Below are 22,710 nucleotides of genomic sequence, written 5' to 3' on the forward strand. Positions count from 1 at the left end.
TAAAGATGCAATCCTTGAACTACGAAGATCAGATGCTTTGGTCGCGGTGGAAAGAATGGAAAGACCCTCAGGCCGGCGATGATTTAATCCGCCGCTATATGCCGCTTGTCACATACCACGTCGGCCGGATCGCCGTCGGCTTGCCGAAGTCTGTGCATAAAGATGATCTGGTGAGCCTCGGCATGCTGGGTTTGTATGACGCCCTTGAAAAATTCGATCCGGGGAGAGATTTGAAATTCGATACATACGCTTCTTTCAGAATCAGAGGCGCTATTATCGACGGCCTTCGAAAAGAAGATTGGCTTCCGCGGACATCCCGGGAAAAAACAAAAAAAGTCGAGGCTGCGATTGAAAAACTTGAACAGCGCTATTTAAGAAACGTATCACCGAGCGAAATCGCGGCTGAATTGGGAATGACGGAACAGGATGTCGTAACGACGATCAATGAGGGTTTTTTTGCAAATCTCCTTTCAATAGATGAAAAGCTTCACGACAATGAAGACGGTGAGAATGTCCAGGTCATGATACGGGATGACAAAACGAGCACCCCTGAAGAAAAAATGATCAAAGACGAACTGATATCCCAGCTGTCAGAAAAAATAAACGAGCTTTCCGAAAAGGAACAGCTTGTCATCAGCTTATTCTACAAGGAAGAGCTGACGCTGACGGAAATCGGACAGGTGCTGAATTTATCGACCTCCCGCATTTCGCAGATTCACTCCAAGGCGCTTTTTAAATTGAAGCATCTGCTGGATAAAGTGGTACAATAATTCATGGGCTGCTGGCATTGCCGGCAGCATTTTTTAGGCTGGGCCTCCGGGTTAAAGCCGCGGGGAGAACTTCTTTACAAGACTTTTTAAAATCCATGGTTAGCGAGTGAAAAAAATGTCAACAATATTATGGCTTGCGAGCTTTATGCTCCACGGTATACTGATCTATTTTGTCATCATTCTCTACATGAGGCTCGGCGCTTTTAAGGACGCTGAAAAAAAGCAGAAACAGCTTTTGGAAGAAACGGAGAATACGCTGACCGCGTTTCTGATCGAGCTGAAAGACGAAAATGAAAAGCTTGTCAGGGACCTTCAGCAAGCGGACAAACACCAGCCGGATGCCCCGGACGAATCGGATGCCGAGCGCGCGGAAGCAAAAGAAACAGACGATCTGCCGCTTCACATTGAATCTATGATTGATGAAGTGGAAAGGGCGGAGGATGAGCTGAATCAGGAAGAGCGCGGCGACTCGGACTCTTTAGAAGAAAAAGCCGCAGCCTTGCATGAGCAGGGCTTTTCACCCGAAGAAATCGCAAGGCGGCTAAAAAGCGGAAAAACGGAAATCGAGCTATTGTTAAAATTTCGCGGAAAGCTGAAAAACGATTCTTGATTGTCCGGGAAGCTTATGATATATTAATCCATGGTGTTAATTACACACGCTTAACGATTTATGCAAGCGGTGCTGTGCGAGACGCGTGCAGTCCTGCATAAAAATGACCTAAGCGGAGGAAAAAAACCATCATATAGGAGGAAATCACATGTCAGTCATTTCTATGAAGCAATTGCTTGAAGCTGGTGTTCACTTCGGCCACCAAACGCGCCGCTGGAACCCAAAAATGAAGCGTTACATCTTCACGGAGCGTAACGGCATCTACATCATCGACCTTCAAAAAACGGTCAAAAAAGTTGAGGAAGCTTACAACTTTACGAAAAACCTTGCAGCTGACGGAGGAAAAATCCTTTTCGTCGGTACGAAAAAGCAAGCTCAAGACTCCGTTAAAGAAGAAGCAGAACGTTCTGGAATGTACTATGTCAACCAACGCTGGCTCGGCGGTACATTAACAAACTTCGAAACGATCCAAAAGCGTATCAAACGCCTTAAAGATATCGAAAAAATGCAAGAAAACGGCACTTTTGACGTACTTCCTAAAAAAGAAGTCGTTCAATTGAAAAAAGAATTAGAGCGTCTTGAAAAATTCCTCGGCGGAATCAAAGACATGAAAGAGCTTCCTGACGCACTGTTCATCATCGATCCTCGCAAAGAGCGCATCGCTGTTGCAGAAGCTCGCAAACTGAACATTCCGATCATCGGAATCGTTGACACTAACTGCGATCCGGATGAAATCGACGTTGTCATCCCTGCGAACGACGACGCGATCCGCGCTGTTAAATTGCTTACTTCTAAAATGGCAGATGCGATCCTGGAAGCAAAACAAGGTGAAGAAACAGCCGAAACAGAAGAGACAGCAGCAGAAACAACTGAAACAACAACTGCTTAACCTGATCAAAAGGTGATAAGGGGGAACTGCCTTTTATCACCTTTTTTTTCACCAGATAAAAACTTACATATTTTGTTGGATTATAAGGAGGAAAATCAAAATGGCAATTAGTGCACAAATGGTAAAAGAACTTCGCCAAAAAACGGGTGCAGGCATGATGGACTGCAAGAAAGCGTTAACTGAAACTGACGGCGACATGGAAAAAGCAATCGACCTTCTCAGAGAAAAAGGAATCGCGAAAGCTGCGAAAAAAGCGGACCGGATCGCCGCTGAAGGTCTGACTCTTGTAAAAACAAACGGCAACACAGGCGTGATTTTAGAAGTGAACTCTGAAACTGACTTCGTTGCGAAAAACGAAGGCTTCAAAACACTTTTAGATGAACTGGCCGATCACATTCTTGCCGAAAAGCCGGAAAACCTTGAAACCGCTATGGCTCAAAAAATGGCCAACGGTTCAACTGTTGAAGAACACATCACAAGCGCTGTTGCAAAAATCGGTGAAAAAATCACGCTTCGCCGCTTCGCTGTTCTGACAAAAGGCGATGACGCAACATTCGGTGCTTACCTTCACATGGGCGGAAAAATCGGCGTCTTAACCGTTCTAAACGGAACAACTGACGAAGAAACAGCGAAAGACATCGCGATGCACGTTGCGGCTGTAAACCCTCGCTACATTTCCCGCGACCAAGTGTCTGAAGAAGAAACAAACCACGAGCGCGAAATCCTGACTCAGCAAGCTCTTCAGGAAGGCAAGCCTGAAAACATCGTGGCTAAAATGGTTGAAGGCCGTCTGAACAAATTCTTTGAAGAAATCTGCCTCCTTGATCAGGCATTCGTTAAAAATCCGGATGAAAAAGTGAAGCAGGTCGTTGCTGCGAAAAACGCAACAGTTGAAACGTTCGTCCGCTACGAAGTCGGTGAAGGAATCGAAAAACGCCAAGAAAACTTTGCTGAAGAAGTTATGAACCAAGTGAAAAAATAAGATTGAAAAGCGCTTGCCAAAGCAGTGCGGCACGATCTTTTCAAGGAAAATAGGGGACACAATTTGTGTCCCTATTTTTAAAACAGTTTACAAACCTTTTTTTCTCTTGCATAATAAATAACGGCAAGCATGCACTTGGAGGTTATTATGGAAAAACCAAAGTATAATCGTATCGTATTAAAACTTAGCGGAGAAGCGCTTGCGGGTGAGCAGGGAAGCGGCATCAACCCGACTGTGATCCAGTCCATCGCCAAGCAGGTGAAAGAAATCGCAGAGCTTGACGTTGAAGTGGCAGTCGTTGTCGGAGGCGGCAACCTGTGGCGCGGAAAAACCGGAAGTGATCTGGGAATGGACCGCGCAACGGCGGATTACATGGGAATGCTTGCAACCGTCATGAATTCCCTCGCCCTTCAAGACAGCCTTGAAACACTCGGCGTTCAGTCAAGGGTGCAGACATCGATAGAAATGCGGCAGGTCGCTGAGCCATACATAAGAAGAAAAGCGATTCGCCATCTTGAAAAGAAGCGTGTCGTGATTTTCGCCGCCGGGACAGGCAATCCATATTTCTCAACGGATACGACAGCAGCGCTGAGGGCGGCTGAAATCGAGGCCGATGTCATTTTGATGGCCAAAAATAATGTTGACGGCGTCTACAATGCGGATCCAAGAACGGATGAAACGGCCGTAAAATATGAAAAATTGTCTTATCTCGACGTTTTGAAAGAAGGTTTGGCCGTCATGGACTCGACCGCTTCTTCACTCTGTATGGACAACGACATCCCGCTGATCGTCTTTTCCATTATGGAAGAAGGAAATATCAAAAAAGCCGTATTCGGCGAACCAATCGGAACAATCGTAAGGGGGAAATAACGTGTCAAATCAAGTGATGAATCAAACAAAAGAACGGATGGAAAAAGCTGTAGCGGCATACCAGCGTGAATTGGCCACTGTCCGTGCCGGACGTGCGAATCCGTCGCTGCTCGACAAAGTAACAGTCGAATATTACGGAGCTCAAACGCCTTTAAACCAGCTTGCTTCCATTACCGTACCGGAAGCGCGTATGCTCGTCATCACACCGTATGACAAAACAGCTCTCGGAGACATCGAAAAAGCGATTCAAAAAGCCGATTTGGGCGTCACACCGACAAACGACGGCAGCATTATCCGCATCACCATTCCGCCTTTAACAGAGGAGCGGAGAAAAGAGCTTGCCAAGCTTGTCAAAAAATACTCTGAAGACGCCAAAGTAGCCGTCCGCAACATCCGCCGCGATGCGAACGACGATCTGAAAAAATTAGAGAAAAATGGTGAAATGACTGAGGATGAATTGCGCTCTTCAACAGAAGACGTGCAAAAGCTGACAGATGAATATGTGTCAAAAATTGATGAGATCACAAAAGATAAAGAGAAAGAAATCATGGAAGTTTAATGAAAAACTCTGTACAATAGATAATAGTGAAAAGACCCTCTCATGTTTACAGGGGGTTTTTTTGTTAATACTGTTGTTATCAAGCAGGATATAACAGGAAAGCAACCTTTTGGGTGATGGAGGAATCTCATGCTCAATATACTCAAAAATTGGAAGAATCAGCATTCAGCGGCTTCCAACATGGAATGTTACACAAAAGAAAATATTTTAAAGGGAGAAATTCCTGAACATATCGCCATTATTATGGACGGGAACGGCCGTTGGGCAAAAAAACGTGCCATGCCCCGCATAGCGGGTCATCATGAAGGCATGAAGGTGGTCAGGGAGACAACAAAGCTCGCGAACGAACTGGGTGTCAAAGCATTGACTTTATATGCTTTTTCCACGGAAAACTGGAAACGTCCAAAGCTTGAGGTTGATTTTCTGATGAAGCTGCCTGAAGAATTTCTCAACACGTATCTTCCTGAATTGATCGATGAGAATGTCCAGGTGCGCATTACCGGTGATAAAAACGGTCTGCCTCCCCATACGATCCGTGCGGTTGAAAAAGCCATCAGCGACACGGAAAACAACGACGGCCTTATTCTTAATTTTGCATTGAACTATGGGGGGCGCGCGGAAATCGCCAACGCTGCAAAACGAATCGCCGAAGAGGCGAAAAAAGGAAACGTAAATATTGAAGAAATCGATGAAAAGCTGTTTTCTGATTATCTCATGACAGAAACGTTGCAAGATCCCGATCTGCTGATTCGAACAAGCGGTGAGATCAGACTGAGCAATTTTATGCTTTGGCAGCTCGCGTACAGTGAGTTTTTATTTACCGATGTGCTGTGGCCTGATTTTAAAGAGGTTCATTTCCTTCAGGCCATCGGCGAATATCAGCGTCGCGGGAGAAGGTTTGGCGGAATTTAGAGGATGGTGCAGATGAAACAGAGAATATTGACGGGTGTCTTGGCAGCGGCCATTTTTTTACCGCTCGTGATTGTCGGCAGGCTGCCGTTCACCTTGCTAGTCTACGCGATGGGCATACTGGCCCTTTTTGAGCTTTTAAGAATGAAAGGAATGAAGCTTTTAAGCGCCCCGGGCATCATCAGCCTGCTGCTTTTGGGGATTTTATTATGTCCAAGCCAATTTGGCGGGACGGTGGATTTCGCCATCACCAAGGGAGAAATCGTGTTTTTGGCCGTTTTGCTGCTTTTGGCGTATACCGTGCTCAGCAAAAACTCTTTTTCCTTTGATGAGGCGGCCTTCGCGGCGCTGGCTGCGATTTATATCGGATTCGGTTTTTATTATTTCATTGAAATCAGGAACATCGGTCTCAGCTACGTCTTTTTTGCGATCGGCGTCGTCTGGTCGACGGATTCCGGCGCTTATTTTATCGGAAAGGCGCTGGGAAAACGCAAGCTATGGCCTGAGATCAGCCCCAACAAAACGATTGAAGGCTTTTGGGGAGGCATTTTCACGGCGGTCGTCTTCTCGGCAGTCTACCAGGCGGCAACAGGCTTCCCGCACTCGTATTTATTCGTGCTGCTGATCACGGTGCTTTTATCGATCGTCGGTCAGATCGGCGATTTGGCTGAATCTGCGTTTAAACGGCATTACCATGTGAAAGACTCCGGCCGGATTCTTCCCGGGCACGGCGGAATGCTCGACCGCTTTGACAGCTTTTTATTTGTCATGCCGGTTTTATACTTCTTGCTTGTTCTTTTTCAGCCGTTCGGGCTATGATATAGAAGTGAACTGATAGCTAGAAAGAAACAGAGGTGCGGCAATTTTGAAGAACATATGTCTTTTGGGGGCAACAGGCTCCATCGGAGAACAGACGCTTGATGTGATAAAAGCGCACAACGATAAGTTTCGGCTTACGGCGATGGCGTTCGGAAAAAATGTTGAAAAAGCGGCTGAGATCATCGAAGCGTTTAAACCCCAATATGTAGCGGCCGGTGATGAGCGTACATATGAAACATTAAAACAGTCTTCCTTCTCCTATACCTTTCAAATGGGAGTCGGGGAAGAGGCCTTAATTGAAGCGGCCGTTTTTCCGGAAGCGGATATCGTAGTCAATGCACTCGTCGGAAGCATCGGCCTCCTGCCGACGTTAAAGGCGATTGAGCATAAAAAAACAATTGCGCTTGCAAATAAGGAAACTCTTGTAACAGCCGGACATATAGTGAAAGAACATGCAAAACAATACGATGTTCCATTGCTTCCCGTCGACAGTGAACATTCTGCGATTTTTCAATGTCTTCAAGGCGAAAATCCTAAGCAGATGAAACGGCTCGTCATCACGGCTTCCGGCGGAAGCTTCAGAGACAGAACGAGACAGGAGCTGGAAGGCGTAACAGTCGAGGAAGCCCTCAACCATCCAAATTGGTCGATGGGTGCAAAAATTACGATTGATTCGGCTACAATGATGAATAAAGGACTCGAGGTCATTGAAGCGCACTGGCTTTTCGATCTGCCTTATGAACAGATCGACGTGCTTTTACACAAGGAAAGCATCATTCATTCAATGGTCGAATTCCATGACAGAAGCGTCATCGCCCAGCTCGGCACACCTGATATGAGAGTGCCGATTCAATACGCGCTCAGCTATCCGGAGCGCCTGCCGTTTGATCAGGCAGAATCTCTCGAGCTGTGGAAAGTCGGCCGGCTGAATTTTGCCCAAGCTGATTTCGAAAGGTTCCGCTGCTTGCGGTTCGCCTATGATTCAGGCAAAATCGGCGGCACAATGCCGACGGTTTTAAATGCCGCCAACGAAGAAGCCGTTGCAGCTTTTTTGTCAGGGCGCATAACCTTCCTGCAAATCGAAGATATCATTGAAAAAGCGCTGGAGCGTCATCAGGTGATTGCGAAGCCTAGCCTTCAGGAGATCCGTGAAGTGGACAAAGATGCCAGAAGGTTTGTCCAAACATTACTCACATAAGGTGGTATGTCCGTGAATACTGTGATAGCTTTTATTCTCATTTTTGGAACGCTCGTTTTTTTCCATGAGCTGGGCCATTTAATCCTTGCCCAAAGAGCGGGAATACTGTGCCGGGAGTTTGCCATCGGCTTTGGTCCGAAGATCTTTTCTTTTAAGAAAAATGAGACTGTTTATACAATCAGGCTGCTGCCGATCGGCGGTTTTGTCCGTATGGCCGGCGAAGATCCTGAGATGATCGAGGTAAAGCCCGGTTATACGGTTGGGCTTTTGTTTAACAAAGAAGACAAAGTCGAAAAAATCATTATCAACCAAAAAGAAAAATATCCTGATGCATTGGTCATCGAAGTCGAACAGGCCGATTTGGAGCACCAGATGAGAATCACCGGCTATGAGCAAGGCAATGAGGATCATCTCGTTTCCTTTTCTGTCAGTGAAACGTCCTTTTTCATCGTGGACGGGGAAGAAGTGCAAGTTGCACCGTACAACCGCCAATTTCACTCAAAAACGGTTTGGCAGCGCATCAAAGCGATTGCAGCCGGTCCGATTATGAACTTTATTTTGGCTTATGTGATTCTCGTCCTGCTTGGCTTGATGCAGGGCGTGCCGTCAGATGAGCCGGTGCTTGGAAAGCTGATCGATAACGGACGTGCTGTTGAAGCCGGACTTAAGGAAGGCGACCACATTCAGACGATCAACGGAGAAAAAATGTCCTCTTGGACCGATATTGTCAATACCGTCCAAAAAAATCCCGAAAAGGAACTGAAGATTGTCCTGATGCGCGACAATGTCAAACTGACGAAATATGTCACTCCTGAAGCGGTTAAATCAGGAGATAAGACCGTCGGAAGATTCGGCGCATACAACCCCGTGCAAAAAGGAATTATCACATCGATTTCCTATGGCGCAACCGAAACTGTGACCGTAGCACAGAACATTGTCACAAGTCTGGGCAAACTGGTGACGGGCCAATTTTCAATCGATATGCTGGCGGGTCCTGTCGGGATTTATGATATGACAGATCAAGTGGCGAAAACAGGCCTTGTCAATCTGTTGAAGCTGGCTGCCTTTTTAAGCATTAACCTCGGGATCGTCAACCTTCTGCCGATTCCGGCGTTGGACGGGGGAAGACTCTTGTTTCTGTTTATTGAAGCGATCCGCGGAAAGCCGATCAACCGGGAAAAAGAAGCATTCGTCGTGTTCGTCGGCGTGGCGTTTCTGATGCTGTTGATGCTTGTCGTCACATGGAACGATATCCAGCGTTTATTCTTATAAGACCATTGATGTAAAGTAACCAACTGAAATAAATGAGGTGCGAACGAAATGAGACAGAGCAGGACTCTAATTCCGACGCTCCGGGAAGTGCCGGCTGATGCTGAAGCGAAAAGTCATCAGCTGCTTCTCAGAGCGGGTTTTATCAGACAAAACACAAGCGGGGTTTACAGCTATATGCCCCTTGCCAATAAAGTCATTCAAAAGATTCAGGCCATCGTCCGCGAAGAGATGGAAAAAATTAATGCCGTTGAAATGCTGATGCCGGCTTTGCAGCAGGCGGAAACATGGCAGGAATCTGGAAGATGGTATACATACGGACCTGAGCTGATGAGGCTGAAGGACCGCCACGGCCGTGAATTTGCGCTTGGCGCCACACATGAAGAGGTCATCACAAGCATCGTACGCGACGAAGTCAAATCGTACAAGCGGCTTCCGTTGACTCTCTATCAGATCCAATCTAAATTCCGCGATGAAAAGCGTCCGCGTTTCGGTTTGCTGAGAGGCCGCGAATTCATCATGAAAGATGCGTATTCCTTCCATTCATCAGCGGAAAGCCTTGATGAAACTTACAATGACATGTATCAGGCTTACACGAATGTATTTACGCGCTGCGACTTGAATTTCAGGCCTGTTATTGCCGATTCCGGCGCGATGGGCGGTAAAGATACCCATGAATTCATGGCGCTTTCAGATGTCGGCGAAGATACGATTGCCTATTCCGATCAGTCATCATATGCGGCCAATATCGAAATGGCGGAAGTTGCGGAAGTTGCTGAAGCAAAACACGAAGAAATGAAAGAACTGCAGGAAGTTCATACACCAGGCGTGAAAACGATAGAAGAGCTTGCCGCATTTCTCAATGTATCCCCGGCAGACTGCATCAAATCAATGCTTCTGAAAGCAGACGGCCGTTTCGTGCTCATCCTGACAAGAGGGGATCATGAAGTAAATGATGTTAAAGTGAAAAATCTGCTGAACGCGGAAACGGTCGAATTTGCAAGCGCTGAAGAAGTGGTAGAACTCATCGGCACAGAACCGGGATTTGTCGGACCGGTCGGCCTTCATCCGGAAATTGAGGTGTACGCCGATTTTGCCGTGAAAGTGATGGCAAATGCCGCAGCGGGGGCAAATAAAGCCGACTACCACTATCAAAATGTCAATATCAGCCGCGATGCGGGCGAGGTCACATTCGCAGACCTTCGCTTTATACAGGAGGGAGATCCGTCCCCGGACGGCAAAGGAACGATCCATTTTGCAAAAGGAATCGAGGTCGGACAGGTATTCAAGCTTGGCACCCGCTATTCAGAAGCCATGAATGCCACATATCTTGACGAAAACGGCCGCGCCCAACCGATGCTGATGGGCTGCTATGGAATCGGTATTTCACGGACCCTTTCCGCCATCGTCGAACAGCATCATGACGATAAAGGCCTGATTTGGCCGCTGAATGTGAGCCCGTATGATCTTCACATCCTCGCTCTTAATATGAAAAATGACGCGCAGGCTCAGTTAGCCGAAAAGCTGTATGAAGACTTCAAAGCGAAAGGCTATGACGTTTTATTTGACGATCGGGCCGAACGGGCCGGCGTCAAATTTGCGGACTCCGATTTAATCGGACTTCCTGTGCGAATCACAGTCGGCAAACGGGCCGACGAAGGCGTGGTTGAAGTGAAAATCCGCAAAACAGGGGAATCCTTTGAAGTCGCTGTTGACGAGCTTTCAGACTTTATCGAAAAACAAATGAAGAGCTTATCTTCTCAAGCATAAACATGTTACACTAGGGTAAAGGAAGGTACCTCGGAAATCTCTCTCGAGGTACCTTCAATTATGATTTTCTTTTAGGGAGGAATCTGTCTTGGAAGACCAGCTTTCTGTCAACAGAAGACAGTTTCAAATTCTTCTGCAGCAGCTGAACGTTACGGAAGATTCGATGGTCCGCCATCTTGAAGGCGGTCAGATCATCAAGCTTACCGTTCATAAACATAAAAAAACCTGGCATTTTCACTTTAAATTTAAGGCCGTGCTGCCTTATCAGATCTTCGAACGGTTTCATCACCAGCTGACACGCACTTTTTCCCATATCGCTCAAGTGACCTGCTCAATCGAAGTCGAAGACAAGTCGGTGGACGAACAGCTGATCCAGGACTACTGGACGCGGTGCATTCAAGAATTGGACGGTATTTCCCCGCCGATTTTAACGCTTCTCAATGAGCAAAAGCCAAAACTTGCAGGAAATAAACTGCTGCTGAAAACGAAAACAGATACAGAAGCTTCCGCACTGAAGAAAAAATACAGCTCGCTTATTCAGTCAAGCTACCGGACCTTCGGATTTCCTGAGCTTCAGCTTGAGACTGAAATTTTCGTCTCAGATCAAGAGATTCAGAAGTTCAGAGAACAAAAGCTTGCTGAAGACCAGGAAAGAGCCCTTCAGGCTTTAATTGAAATGGAGAAGCAGGATAAAGAAAGCGCTGATGATGAAGCGCCATCAGGACCTCTGCAAATCGGCTATCCAATCAAAGACACGGAAGAAATCAGAACGCTTGACAGCATCATGGATGAAGAGCGGAGAATTACGGTACAGGGGTATGTATTCGATGCTGAAACAAGGGAGCTGAAAAGCGGCAGAACGCTTTGCATCTTCAAAATCACCGATTATACAAACAGCATCCTCGTCAAAATGTTCGCCCGTGAAAAAGAAGATGCGCTCTTGATGAAATCCTTGAAAAAAGGCATGTGGGTCAAGGCAAGAGGAAGCATTCAAAACGACACGTTCGTCCGTGATCTCGTCATGATCGCCAATGATGTCAATGAAATCAAAGCGAAAACGCGCGAGGATACCGCGCCTGAAGATGAAAAACGGGTCGAACTTCACCTGCACTCGCCGATGAGCCAGATGGATGCCGTATCAGGCATTGGCAAGCTTGTCGAACAAGCGAAAAAATGGAACCATCCAGCCATCGCCATTACGGATCATGCTGTCGTACAGTCGTTTCCTGATGCATACGCGGCAAGCAAAAAGCATGGCGTGAAAATGATCTACGGACTGGAAGCCAACCTTGTCGACGACGGCGTGCCGATTGCTTACAATCCCACACACCGGCTGCTCGAAGAGGAAACCTATGTCGTATTTGACGTCGAAACGACGGGGCTCTCGGCTGTCTACGATACGATCATCGAATTGGCCGCTGTAAAAGTAAAAGGCGGGGAAATCATCGAGCGTTTTGAACGGTTTGCAAATCCGCACCGTCCTTTATCAGCTACGATCATTGAGCTGACGGGGATCACGGATGATATGCTCAAAGACGCACCTGATGTTGAAGAAGTCATCAGAGATTTTAAGGAATGGATCGGAGACCACACGCTTGTCGCCCACAATGCGAGCTTTGACATGGGGTTCATCAATGTCGCCTATAAGAAGCTGCTGAAATCGGAAAAAGCGCAAAACCCTGTCATCGATACCCTTGAACTCGGACGTTTTCTTTATCCCGAGTTCAAAAACCACAGGCTGAATACGCTCTGTAAAAAGTTCGATATCGAGCTCACCCAGCACCACAGGGCGATCTATGATACCGAAGCGACGGGCTATCTCCTCGTGAAAATGCTCAAAGATGCGGCTGAAAAAAATATCTTGTACCATGACCAGCTGAATGAAAATATGGGGCAGTCCAATGCATATCAGCGTTCCAGACCTTATCACGCGACCCTTTTGGCGGTTAATGAGACAGGCTTGAAAAATCTGTTCAAACTCGTTTCATTAGCGCATATCAATTATTTCTACAGGGTGCCGAGAATTCCAAGGTCACAGCTCGAAAAGCATAGAGAAGGCCTTTTGATCGGTTCGGCGTGCGACAAGGGGGAAGTATTTGAAGGCATGATGCAAAAATCGCCGGAAGAAGTCGAAGACATCGCATCGTTCTACGACTATCTGGAAGTGATGCCGCCGGAAGTCTACCGCCACCTTATCGAGCTTGAACTGGTCAGGGATGAAAAAGCGCTCAAGGAAATCATCACAAACATTACAAAGCTTGGTGACAAGCTGAACATTCCCGTTGTGGCAACGGGAAATGTCCATTACTTAAATCCTGAGGACAAAATCTACAGAAAGATTTTGATTTCTTCCCAGGGCGGAGCAAATCCGCTCAACAGGCATGAGCTGCCGAATGTCCATTTTCGGTCGACAGATGAAATGCTTGAAGCCTTTTCATTTTTGGGCAAGGAAAAAGCGAAAGAAATCGTGGTCACCAACACCCAGAAGATCAATGAAAAAATCGAAGAAATCAAACCGATCAAAGATGATCTCTATACACCGAAAATCGAAGGGGCAGAGGACGAAATCCGCCGAATGAGCTATGAGAAAGCGAAAAGCATTTACGGTGAAGACCTTCCCGAAATCGTGGAAAAACGGATTGAAAAAGAGCTGAAAAGCATTATCGGCCACGGATTTGCCGTAATCTATCTCATCTCCCATAAGCTCGTAAAACGTTCTCTGGATGACGGATATCTCGTCGGCTCAAGGGGGTCTGTCGGTTCTTCACTTGTTGCGACTTTGACGGAGATTACCGAGGTCAATCCTCTGCCGCCGCACTATGTCTGTCCTGATTGCCGCCATTCGGAATTTTTCGATGACGGATCTGTCGGCTCAGGATTTGATTTGCCTGATAAAGACTGTCCGAAATGCGGAGCAGCTTATAAAAAAGACGGCCACGATATTCCGTTCGAAACGTTCCTCGGCTTTAAAGGGGACAAAGTTCCGGATATCGATTTGAACTTCTCCGGAGAGTACCAGCCGCATGCGCACAACTACACGAAAGTGCTGTTCGGGGAAGACAATGTGTACCGTGCGGGAACGATCGGCACGGTTGCCGAAAAAACGGCTTACGGATATGTTAAAGGCTATGCCAATGACAACAATCTTCATATGCGCGGTGCGGAAATCGACCGCCTCGTACAGGGCTGCACCGGTGTCAAGCGGACGACCGGCCAGCACCCCGGCGGAATTATCGTTGTTCCCGATTATATGGACATTTATGATTTTTCACCGATTCAGTTTCCGGCGGATGCCACGGGCTCGGAATGGAAAACGACCCACTTTGACTTCCATTCCATCCACGACAACTTGCTGAAGCTTGATATACTCGGACACGATGACCCGACGGTGATCCGTATGCTCCAGGATTTAAGCGGTATTGATCCGAAGACGATTCCGACTGATGATCCGGAAGTCATGAAAATATTTCAAGGAACCGAGTCTTTAGGCGTCACTGAAGAGCAGATCGGCTGTAAAACAGGTACGCTCGGCATTCCTGAATTCGGGACCCGTTTTGTCAGACAGATGCTTGAGGATACAAAGCCGACGACTTTTTCCGAGCTCGTTCAGATTTCCGGACTTTCACACGGAACCGACGTTTGGCTCGGCAACGCGCAGGAGCTCATTCATAATAACATTTGTGAATTGAGCGAAGTGATCGGCTGCCGTGATGATATTATGGTGTATTTAATTTATCAGGGGCTTGAACCTTCCCTTGCCTTTAAGATTATGGAGTTTGTCCGAAAAGGAAAAGGCCTGACGCCTGAGTGGGAAGAAGAAATGAAGAATAATAATGTTCCCGACTGGTATATTGATTCGTGCAAGAAAATCAAATACATGTTCCCGAAAGCCCACGCCGCGGCATATGTTTTGATGGCTGTCAGGATCGCTTATTTTAAAGTGCATCATCCTTTGCTTTATTACGCTGCCTACTTTACAGTGCGCGCCGATGATTTTGATATTGATACGATGATCAAAGGCTCGACCGCGATCAGAGCCGTCATGGATGACATCAACAGCAAAGGGCTTGACGCTTCTCCGAAAGAGAAAAGTTTGCTCACCGTGCTCGAGCTGGCGCTCGAAATGTGCGAAAGAGGATTTTCTTTCCAAAAGGTCGATTTATACAGATCAAATGCATCAGAATTCATGATTGACGGCAACAGCCTGATTCCTCCTTTCAACTCCATACCGGGACTTGGCACAAACGCGGCTTTAAATATTGTCAAGGCGAGAGAAGAAGGCGAATTTCTTTCAAAAGAAGATTTGCAAAAAAGAGGAAAAGTTTCAAAAACAATTATGGAATACCTGGAGCGGCACGGCTGCTTGGAGTCGCTTCCGGATCAGAATCAGCTTTCTTTATTCTAAAGACTGCCGACTGTTTGTCGGCAGTTTTTTTATCGGCTTTTTTCGTGAAAGTCATCGTTCCGAAGATAAACTGACACTTTCACAGGGGAAGAATCTCACAATCTTCATAAAGGGCTGTCAGATCCATTGACATAAAATAGATGTAAATGTTAATATTTTCAAAATGATGTTGCGTTTAAAAATTGACAACATATGAAACTGTTTAGTTTGTTTCTCTATTAAACAAACTAAGTTTCGGCCGCAAAAATTGCCGGCATTGATTTCGTTCTTGAACAGCCGTTTCGGCTCATTCCTCTGTAAAGCTGTCAAATGCTTGTTGATGGCAAAGGTACATTCAGACATCTCTCCATCATCGAAAGGACACCGTAGGTTTTGACTGAAAGGAGGTGAGGAGGATGTAAAGCATGATCGATGTTGTATGGATAAAACAAAATAAGGAGGAAGGAGTCAGTTGAAACGGACAGCTTTTCTAAGAATGAAAGCGCTTTTCTTATTTGCCGTGCTTATGTTCGGCATGGGAGTGGCGCCGGTTGCAGAGAAGGCTGACGCGGCAGAACATCCGCAAAATTATGCAGAACTCTTGCAAAAAACCATTTTGTTTTATGAAGCCCAGCGCTCAGGAACACTGCCTGAAAACAGCAGGCTGAATTGGAGAGGCGACTCCGGGCTAGATGACGGAAAAGACGTCGGCCATGATTTAACAGGCGGATGGTATGATGCCGGAGACCATGTAAAATTCGGGCTGCCGATGGCGTATTCTGCGGCCGTTTTGGCATGGTCGGTTTATGAATACCGCGATGCTTATGAAGAGGCCGGGCAGCTTGAGGCGATCTTAGACAATCTGAAATGGGCGACCGATTATTTTATTAAAGCGCATACGGCGCCTAACGAATTTTGGGGGCAGGTTGGCAATGGAGCCGCTGACCACGCCTGGTGGGGGCCGGCTGAAGTGATGCCGATGAAGCGTCCCGCCTATAAGATTGATGCGGGCTGTCCCGGCTCGGATTTGGCCGGAGGCACGGCAGCGGCCCTTGCAGCGGCTTCGGTTGTCTTTCAGCCGACAGATTCTTCATACGCCAACACCCTTTTGACCCATGCGAAGCAACTGTATGCTTTTGCTGACCAATACCGCGGGAAATATTCTGACTGTATTACAGATGCCCGCCAATATTACAATTCGTGGAGCGGCTATAAGGATGAGCTGACATGGGGGGCTGTATGGCTGTACTTGGCAACCGATGAACAACAATATCTGGACAAAGCGCTGGCTTCAGCCGGCGACTGGGGGGAACCCGCAAGCTGGCCTTACCGCTGGACGCTTTCATGGGATGACGTCACATACGGCGCACAGCTGCTGCTGGCCCGTCTGACAAACGACTCCCGTTTCACCGCATCTGTCGAACGCAATCTTGATTACTGGTCAACCGGCTACAACCACAACGGAACCACGGAAAGAATTACGTATACACCGGGCGGGCTGGCATGGCTTGAGCAGTGGGGCTCACTGCGCTACGCCTCAAATGCGGCTTTTCTCGCTTTTGTGTATTCCGACTGGGTAAAAGACGCATCCAAAGCGAAAAAGTACCGCGATTTTGCCGTACAGCAAATGAATTATATACTCGGGGACAATCCCGGAAAACGCAGCTTTGTTGTCGGCTACGGTTCAAATTCTCCCAAGCATCCGCACCATCGGACTGCACATGGTTCATGGGCCGATAGCATGAATGTGCCTGAATTCCATCGCCACATTCTTTACGGAGCATTGGTCGGCGGGCCGGGAAATGACGATTCATACCGGGATGAAACGGCGGATTATGTATCAAACGAAGTAGCGATTGACTACAACGCAGCCTTTACAGGAAATGCTGCGAAAATGTATCAGCTCTATGGCGCCGGGCAATCGCCCCTGCCTGACTTTCCTGAACAAGAAACGCCTGCTGACGAATTTTTTGCCGAAGCGTCCGTTAACAGCTCAGGAAGCAACTATACTGAAATCCGGGCCCAGCTCAACAACCGGTCAGGATGGCCGGCAAGAAAGACCGACAATCTGTCTTTCCGCTATTACGTTGACCTTTCCGAAGCGGTGAATGCCGGGTATTCCGCCAAAGACATCAAGGTCACAGTCGGATATCACGAGGGGGCAACGGTCTCTCAGCTGAAGCCTTACCGGATAGACAAACACATGTACTATACGGAAGTCAGCTTCAATGGTGTACCGATTTATCCGGGCGGACAGTCGGCCCACAAGAAAGAAGTGCAATTCCGCCTTTCGGCGCCATCTGGAACGGCCTTTTGGAATCCTGAAAACGACTACTCCTATCAGGGATTATCGCATACACTTGCCAAAACCAGGTATATGCCTGTATATGATGAGGGCCGGCTTGTATTCGGAGATGAGCCGAACGATAGGTTATAATCAGGCTTCCAACATTGAGACGGAGGCCAACAGCTTCAATAGGAGGACAATATCATGGACAACAAAACCCGCTTTATGCAATTGTATGAGCAAATAAAAAGTGCGAAAAACGGTTATTTTTCGCCGGAAGGCATCCCTTACCACTCTGTTGAAACGCTCATATGCGAAGCCCCTGACTATGGCCATATGACGACATCTGAAGCATACAGCTACTGGCTGTGGCTTGAAGCGATGTATGGCCGTTACACACAGGACTGGTCTAAATTTGAAGCCGCTTGGGACAGCATGGAGACATATATCATCCCTGTCAATGAAGGAGACGGAAAAGAAGAACAGCCGACAATGGGCTACTATAACCCTTCAAGCCCTGCCACATACGCCGCTGAATACCCCTTCCCAGATCTCTATCCGTCAGCGCTTACCGGACAATATCCAGCAGGAAACGATCCGCTTGACGCTGAGCTGAAAGCCACATATGGAAGCAATGAAACGTATTTAATGCACTGGCTGCTGGACGTTGACAACTGGTACGGATTCGGAAACCTGCTGAATCCTTCCCATACCGCCGCTTATGTAAACACTTATCAGCGCGGGGAGCAAGAATCCGTTTGGGAAACGGTTCCGCATCCGTCACAGGATAATCAGACCTTCGGAAAAGCAAATGAAGGATTTATGAGCCTGTTCACAAAGGAAAATCAGGCGCCGGCTCCGCAATGGCGCTATACGAACGCGACCGATGCAGACGCTCGGGCCGTTCAGGCGATGTATTGGGCGAAGCAATGGGGCTACAGCAACAGTACGTATATTAACAAAGCCAAGAAGATGGGGGATTTTCTCCGTTATGGCATGTACGATAAATATTTCCAAAAGATAGGAAGCGCTTCGGACGGATCACCATCAAGAGGATCGGGAAAGGACGCATGCCATTATTTAATGGCGTGGTACACCGCGTGGGGAGGCGGTCTCGGGCAGTATGCAAACTGGGCTTGGCGAATTGGCGCAAGCCATGTCCACCAAGGCTATCAAAATCCAGTCGCCTCATATGCGCTGTCCACCTCTGAAGGGGGCCTGATTCCAAATTCGCCTTCAGCACGCGCCGATTGGGAAACAGCGCTGAAAAGGCAGCTTGAGCTGTACACATGGCTGCTTTCTTCAGAAGGAGCTGTCGCAGGCGGGGCCACAAACAGCTGGAATGGGAACTACAGCCCGTATCCCGCAAATGTCAGCACGTTTTACGGCATGGCATACACAGAAGCGCCCGTTTATCATGATCCGCCTTCTAACAATTGGTTTGGGATGCAAGTCTGGCCGATGGAAAGGGTGGCGGAACTGTATAATATTTTCGCTGCAAAAGGCGACACATCCTCTGAGAATTTTAAAATGGCAAAGACCGTAATTGAAAAATGGGTCGCATACTCATTGGATTATGTTTTCGTTAACGAGCGTCCGCTCTCAGATGATGAAGGCTATTATCTAAATGAAGCGGGAGAAAGGGTTTACGGGGGCAAAAATCCGAATATTGCCACGGAGCCTGATCAGGGAGAATTTTGGATTCCGGCAAATCTTGAATGGAGCGGCCAGCCCGATCCGTGGAAAGGATTTAATTCTTTCACAGGCAATCCGGGGCTGCATGTCACGACCAAGAATCCTTCCCAGGATGTCGGCGTTCTCGGCAGCTATATCAAAACACTTGTTTTCTTTGCGGCCGGGACTAAAGCTGAAACCGGAAGCTTCACCGCTCTCGGAAATCGAGCCAAAAACCTGGCCAAAGAGCTGCTTGACGCAGCTTGGAATAAAAATGACGGTATTGGTATTGCAGCAGAAGAAGAGCATGCCGATTATCATCGTTATTTTACAAAGGAAATCTATTTTCCGAATGGCTGGAGCGGAAGATTTGGCCAAGGAAACACCATTCCGGGGCCAAATGGTGTACCGTCTGATCCTGCAAAAGGAGGAAACGGCGTCTATATCAGCCATACCGACCTCAGGCCGAAGATTAAAAACGATCCAAAATGGCCTTATTTGGAAAACAAATACCATACATCATGGAACCCGGACACGGGCAAATGGGAGAACGGGCTGCCGACTTTCATCTATCACCGTTTTTGGTCCCAGGTCGACATGGCGACGGCATATGCTGAATATGACCGCTTAATCGGCAATGCGTAAAACAGAATGATGTTCGGCTATAGCTGAAACCGCTTTAATATGCGCGATCTAAGCTTTCTCAAAAGCTACGAACGGCGGCCGGGCGATTCAGCCGGAATCCGGCCGTCGTTTTGAAAATGATAAAAAAGGAGAAAAATAGATTGAGAGAAAAGGGCTTCACATGGTTTATCACATCGGTCATTCTCTTGTTTTTGTTGATTGGAACGGCTCTTTCAGGAGCGATCCCGCAAGCTTCAGGAACCGGCTGGGGAACCAAGGCGAAAGCGCAGAGCGTCGCACCTCAAAAGCTTTTGGAACATATGAGTCCGGGCTGGAATCTTGGCAACACGCTTGACGCCGTTCCTACAGAAGGCTCATGGAACAACCCGCCTGTCCGGGAGCACACATTCGATGATATCCGCGCTGCCGGGTTTAAAAGTGTCAGAATTCCGGTGACATGGGATTCACACATCGGCAGTGCCCCTGAATATACGATTGCCCCCGAGTGGATGAATCGTGTGGAGGAAGTAACGGACTGGGCTTTGGAAAGAGATTTTTATGTTGTATTAAATATTCATCACGATTCATGGCTGTGGATCAACCGCATGGGAAACAGCCAGCAGGAGACATTGGAAAAACTGGGGAAAGTGTGGAGGCAGATCGCTGACCGCTTCAAACATAAAAGCGAGCGTCTCCTGTTTGAAATCGTCAACGAACCGACGGGAATGAGCGCTTATCAATTGAACCTGCTCAACCGTGAGATGCTCAAGGTCATTCGATCCACAGGCGGGGAAAATGACCGGCGGCTCGTGATCATCGGCGGGCTGGAAGACAACAAGGATGAACTGCTCAATACGTTTGAACCGCCTGAGGATGACCGGATCGTGCTGACCTTTCACTACTATTCGCCATGGGACTATGTCTCCAACTGGTGGGGCCGGACGACTTGGGGCACTGCCAAAGATATCGAAGACATGGAGCGGGATATGAAACCGGTTTATGAAAGATTCGTCAGCAAAGGGTACCCGGTCATCATCGGTGAATACGGGACACTGGGCGCAAATGAGAAGCATTCCAAGCGCTTGTACCATGAAACGCTTGTCAGGCTTTCCCACAAGTATCAAATGGTCACAATGTGGTGGGATAACGGCAATGACCAATTTGACCGGATGGCAAGAAAATGGCGGGATCCGGTCGTGAAGGACATCGTCATTCAGGCGGGACGCGGCGTCTCAAACGCCATCATCAAACCGGCGGACCTTTTCATCAGGAAAGGGCAGACCATCACCGATCAGACTGCGGACATCGAGCTGAACGGAAACAAGCTGACAGGAATCTACCGCCAATCGGAGCCATTGCAAAAAGGAACCGACTATACAGTTGACAATTCCGGGAAAACAGTGACGATTAAAGCGTCATATTTGGCAAAACTCATCGGCGGATCACCGTCATTCGGGACGAAGGCAGAGCTTGCCTTTGCATTTGATAAAGGCGCCAGACAGGTGATGGATGTGATTCTTTATGATACACCTGAGCTGGAGAAACATGAGTTTACGATCAGCAAGTCGGCAATCAAAGGAGATCTGGAAATCCCCGCCTCTTTAAACGGCACTCAGCTGGCCACTGTAAAAGGCGTCATCGACTCGACCGGCAGACCTGTTCTTGAAGAGGTCTGGTCATGGACGCCCTATATGAATTATGACGAAGATTTTTATGAAAAGGACGGAAATCTCTATCTTAGAGAGCGCGTTTTGAACTATTTGAAAAGCGATTCCACCTTTACATTTGAAATGTGGCCGAAGGGTGTCGAAACGGTGGTGAAAGTGAAAGTCACACCTTGAGAAGAATTGGATTGACGATTACCCGCCGCCCATCACATTCTATGAAAGCGAGAGGAAACGATGAAAGTGAAAACATGCTTGTTGCACATGTTTTTGATGCTTTTGACGGCAGGATCGGTCATGCTGTTCGGGGATTTGCGGGCGGCATCTGCTTCATCTTCATTTGTGGAGACATCTGGAACAAGATTTACGTTAGACGGAAAAGATTTTTATTTTGCAGGCACCAATAACTATTATTTTCACTATAAGTCTAAAAAAATGGTCGATGACGTGTTTGCCGATATGATCGCGATGAATCTGAAAGTCATCCGCATTTGGGGGTTCCTCGACGGGGAGCCGAACGAACACTCCGTCATGCAGCCAAAACCGGGGATATATGATGAATCAGGATTTTCAAAGCTTGATTATGCCATTTATAAAGCCGGCCAGACAGGGGTTAAACTGGTCATTCCCTTTGTGAACAACTGGGATGATTTCGGCGGGATGAATCAATATGCCAGATGGTTTAAGGCAGACGGCCATGACGCCTTTTACACCCATCCAGGCATAAAGAAAGCCTATAAAGATTATGTATATTATATGCTGAACCGGGTTAACACATATACAGGCGTAAAGTATAAAGACGATCCCGCTATTATGGCATGGGAGCTGGCAAATGAACCGAGGGCTCCGTCGGATAAAAGCGGCAACACGCTTATTGAGTGGGCCGATGAGATGAGCGCCTATATCAAATCGATCGATCAAAACCATCTTGTTGCAGTCGGAGATGAAGGATTTTATCGGATAGAAGGTCATCCGGAGTGGCCATACGGCGGCGGTGAAGGCGTTGATTGGAAAAGGCTCACCGCTCTTTCAGCGATTGATTACGGCACATATCATCTATATCCGGACCATTGGGGGGAAACCGCCGAATGGGGGAATCAGTGGATCATTGATCATATTCGCGACGGAAACGAAATCGGCAAGCCCGTTGTTTTGGAAGAATTCGGCTACCAGGACAAGACAAAAAGGGATGGCGTCTACAAAACATGGCTTGATATCATTGAAAAACATGACGGGGCAGGCAGCCAATTTTGGATTTTAACCGGCATTCAGGATGACGATACCCTTTATCCGGACTATGACGGGTTTCGGATCGTTTATCCGGGCTCAGCCGCTTCCATCATTTCCGAACATGCCGGACGGATGAATGAGAAATCGCCGGATTCCCGCTGAATGTGAAGAAAGCTCAGGCTGATCGCTTTTCTGATGATTT

Annotated in this window: 16 protein-coding genes; all 16 read left to right on the forward strand. The window is 47.6% G+C overall.

Features of this window, described 5'->3' with window-relative positions:
• Positions 1-5: 5 nt before the first annotated feature.
• Positions 6-770 (forward strand): FliA/WhiG family RNA polymerase sigma factor, encoded by a 765-nt coding sequence (locus R5H20_RS09370; protein WP_006638149.1) that lies wholly within the window; start codon positions 6-8, stop codon positions 768-770.
• Positions 771-885: 115 nt separating this feature from the next.
• Positions 886-1,380, forward strand: a complete 495-nt coding sequence (locus R5H20_RS09375) for a DUF6115 domain-containing protein (protein ID WP_006638148.1) — start codon at positions 886-888, stop codon at positions 1,378-1,380.
• A gap of 148 nt (positions 1,381-1,528) precedes the next feature.
• Positions 1,529-2,269, forward strand: a complete 741-nt coding sequence (gene rpsB, locus R5H20_RS09380; RefSeq protein ID WP_006638147.1) for a 30S ribosomal protein S2 — start codon at positions 1,529-1,531, stop codon at positions 2,267-2,269.
• A gap of 100 nt (positions 2,270-2,369) precedes the next feature.
• The gene (gene tsf / locus R5H20_RS09385) at positions 2,370-3,251 is read left to right on the forward strand and encodes a translation elongation factor Ts (protein ID WP_006638146.1); all 882 of its coding nucleotides are present in this window, start codon (positions 2,370-2,372) and stop codon (positions 3,249-3,251) included.
• 147 nt (positions 3,252-3,398) lie between these two features.
• The gene (pyrH, locus tag R5H20_RS09390) at positions 3,399-4,121 is read left to right on the forward strand and encodes a UMP kinase (protein ID WP_006638145.1); all 723 of its coding nucleotides are present in this window, start codon (positions 3,399-3,401) and stop codon (positions 4,119-4,121) included.
• Positions 4,122-4,137: 16 nt separating this feature from the next.
• On the forward strand, positions 4,138-4,680 hold the full coding sequence (gene frr, locus R5H20_RS09395) for a ribosome recycling factor (RefSeq protein ID WP_206702894.1): 543 nt from the start codon (positions 4,138-4,140) through the stop codon (positions 4,678-4,680).
• 129 nt (positions 4,681-4,809) lie between these two features.
• Positions 4,810-5,592 carry an undecaprenyl pyrophosphate synthase gene (locus R5H20_RS09400; RefSeq protein WP_006638143.1) on the forward strand — a complete coding sequence of 261 codons (783 nt, stop codon included), beginning with the start codon at positions 4,810-4,812 and terminating at the stop codon, positions 5,590-5,592.
• 12 nt (positions 5,593-5,604) lie between these two features.
• Positions 5,605-6,408 carry a phosphatidate cytidylyltransferase gene (locus R5H20_RS09405; RefSeq protein WP_006638142.1) on the forward strand — a complete coding sequence of 268 codons (804 nt, stop codon included), beginning with the start codon at positions 5,605-5,607 and terminating at the stop codon, positions 6,406-6,408.
• A gap of 46 nt (positions 6,409-6,454) precedes the next feature.
• Positions 6,455-7,606, forward strand: a complete 1,152-nt coding sequence (gene dxr / locus R5H20_RS09410; protein WP_006638141.1) for a 1-deoxy-D-xylulose-5-phosphate reductoisomerase — start codon at positions 6,455-6,457, stop codon at positions 7,604-7,606.
• Positions 7,607-7,612: 6 nt separating this feature from the next.
• Positions 7,613-8,878 carry an RIP metalloprotease RseP gene (gene rseP / locus R5H20_RS09415; protein ID WP_087962512.1) on the forward strand — a complete coding sequence of 422 codons (1,266 nt, stop codon included), beginning with the start codon at positions 7,613-7,615 and terminating at the stop codon, positions 8,876-8,878.
• 48 nt (positions 8,879-8,926) lie between these two features.
• A complete protein-coding gene (locus R5H20_RS09420; protein ID WP_006638139.1) occupies positions 8,927-10,645 on the forward strand; it encodes a proline--tRNA ligase in 1,719 nt (572 codons plus the stop codon).
• 88 nt (positions 10,646-10,733) lie between these two features.
• Positions 10,734-15,050: a PolC-type DNA polymerase III gene (locus tag R5H20_RS09425; RefSeq protein ID WP_006638138.1), complete on the forward strand. Its 4,317-nt coding sequence runs from the start codon at positions 10,734-10,736 to the stop codon at positions 15,048-15,050.
• A 451-nt stretch (positions 15,051-15,501) separates the two neighbouring features.
• The gene (locus R5H20_RS09430) at positions 15,502-17,466 is read left to right on the forward strand and encodes a glycoside hydrolase family 9 protein (protein ID WP_006638136.1); all 1,965 of its coding nucleotides are present in this window, start codon (positions 15,502-15,504) and stop codon (positions 17,464-17,466) included.
• A gap of 54 nt (positions 17,467-17,520) precedes the next feature.
• Entirely contained in the window at positions 17,521-19,635 is a 2,115-nt protein-coding gene (locus R5H20_RS09435; protein ID WP_006638135.1) for a glycoside hydrolase family 48 protein, read from the forward strand.
• 140 nt (positions 19,636-19,775) lie between these two features.
• Entirely contained in the window at positions 19,776-21,455 is a 1,680-nt protein-coding gene (locus R5H20_RS09440; RefSeq protein ID WP_006638134.1) for a cellulase family glycosylhydrolase, read from the forward strand.
• A gap of 60 nt (positions 21,456-21,515) precedes the next feature.
• Positions 21,516-22,670, forward strand: coding sequence for a glycoside hydrolase 5 family protein (locus R5H20_RS09445; RefSeq protein ID WP_006638133.1), 1,155 nt, complete (start codon positions 21,516-21,518; stop codon positions 22,668-22,670).
• The last annotated feature ends 40 nt before the right edge of the window (positions 22,671-22,710 follow it).

Source organism: Bacillus sp. KICET-3 (assembly GCF_033261025.1).
Classification (GTDB): domain Bacteria; phylum Bacillota; class Bacilli; order Bacillales; family Bacillaceae; genus Bacillus; species Bacillus sonorensis.

What these genes read in the sequence shown, in the direction of transcription:
- rseP (WP_087962512.1), top strand. Translation starts at nt 7,613, where the DNA reads ATGTCCGTGAATACTGTGATAGCTTTTATTCTCATTTTTGGAACGCTC.
- tsf (WP_006638146.1), top strand. Translation starts at nt 2,370, where the DNA reads ATGGCAATTAGTGCACAAATGGTAAAAGAACTTCGCCAAAAAACGGGT.
- R5H20_RS09405 (WP_006638142.1), top strand. Translation starts at nt 5,605, where the DNA reads ATGAAACAGAGAATATTGACGGGTGTCTTGGCAGCGGCCATTTTTTTA.
- pyrH (WP_006638145.1), top strand. Translation starts at nt 3,399, where the DNA reads ATGGAAAAACCAAAGTATAATCGTATCGTATTAAAACTTAGCGGAGAA.
- frr (WP_206702894.1), top strand. Translation starts at nt 4,138, where the DNA reads ATGAATCAAACAAAAGAACGGATGGAAAAAGCTGTAGCGGCATACCAG.
- R5H20_RS09375 (WP_006638148.1), top strand. Translation starts at nt 886, where the DNA reads ATGTCAACAATATTATGGCTTGCGAGCTTTATGCTCCACGGTATACTG.
- R5H20_RS09420 (WP_006638139.1), top strand. Translation starts at nt 8,927, where the DNA reads ATGAGACAGAGCAGGACTCTAATTCCGACGCTCCGGGAAGTGCCGGCT.
- rpsB (WP_006638147.1), top strand. Translation starts at nt 1,529, where the DNA reads ATGTCAGTCATTTCTATGAAGCAATTGCTTGAAGCTGGTGTTCACTTC.
- R5H20_RS09400 (WP_006638143.1), top strand. Translation starts at nt 4,810, where the DNA reads ATGCTCAATATACTCAAAAATTGGAAGAATCAGCATTCAGCGGCTTCC.
- R5H20_RS09370 (WP_006638149.1), top strand. Translation starts at nt 6, where the DNA reads ATGCAATCCTTGAACTACGAAGATCAGATGCTTTGGTCGCGGTGGAAA.
- R5H20_RS09435 (WP_006638135.1), top strand. Translation starts at nt 17,521, where the DNA reads ATGGACAACAAAACCCGCTTTATGCAATTGTATGAGCAAATAAAAAGT.
- R5H20_RS09445 (WP_006638133.1), top strand. Translation starts at nt 21,516, where the DNA reads ATGAAAGTGAAAACATGCTTGTTGCACATGTTTTTGATGCTTTTGACG.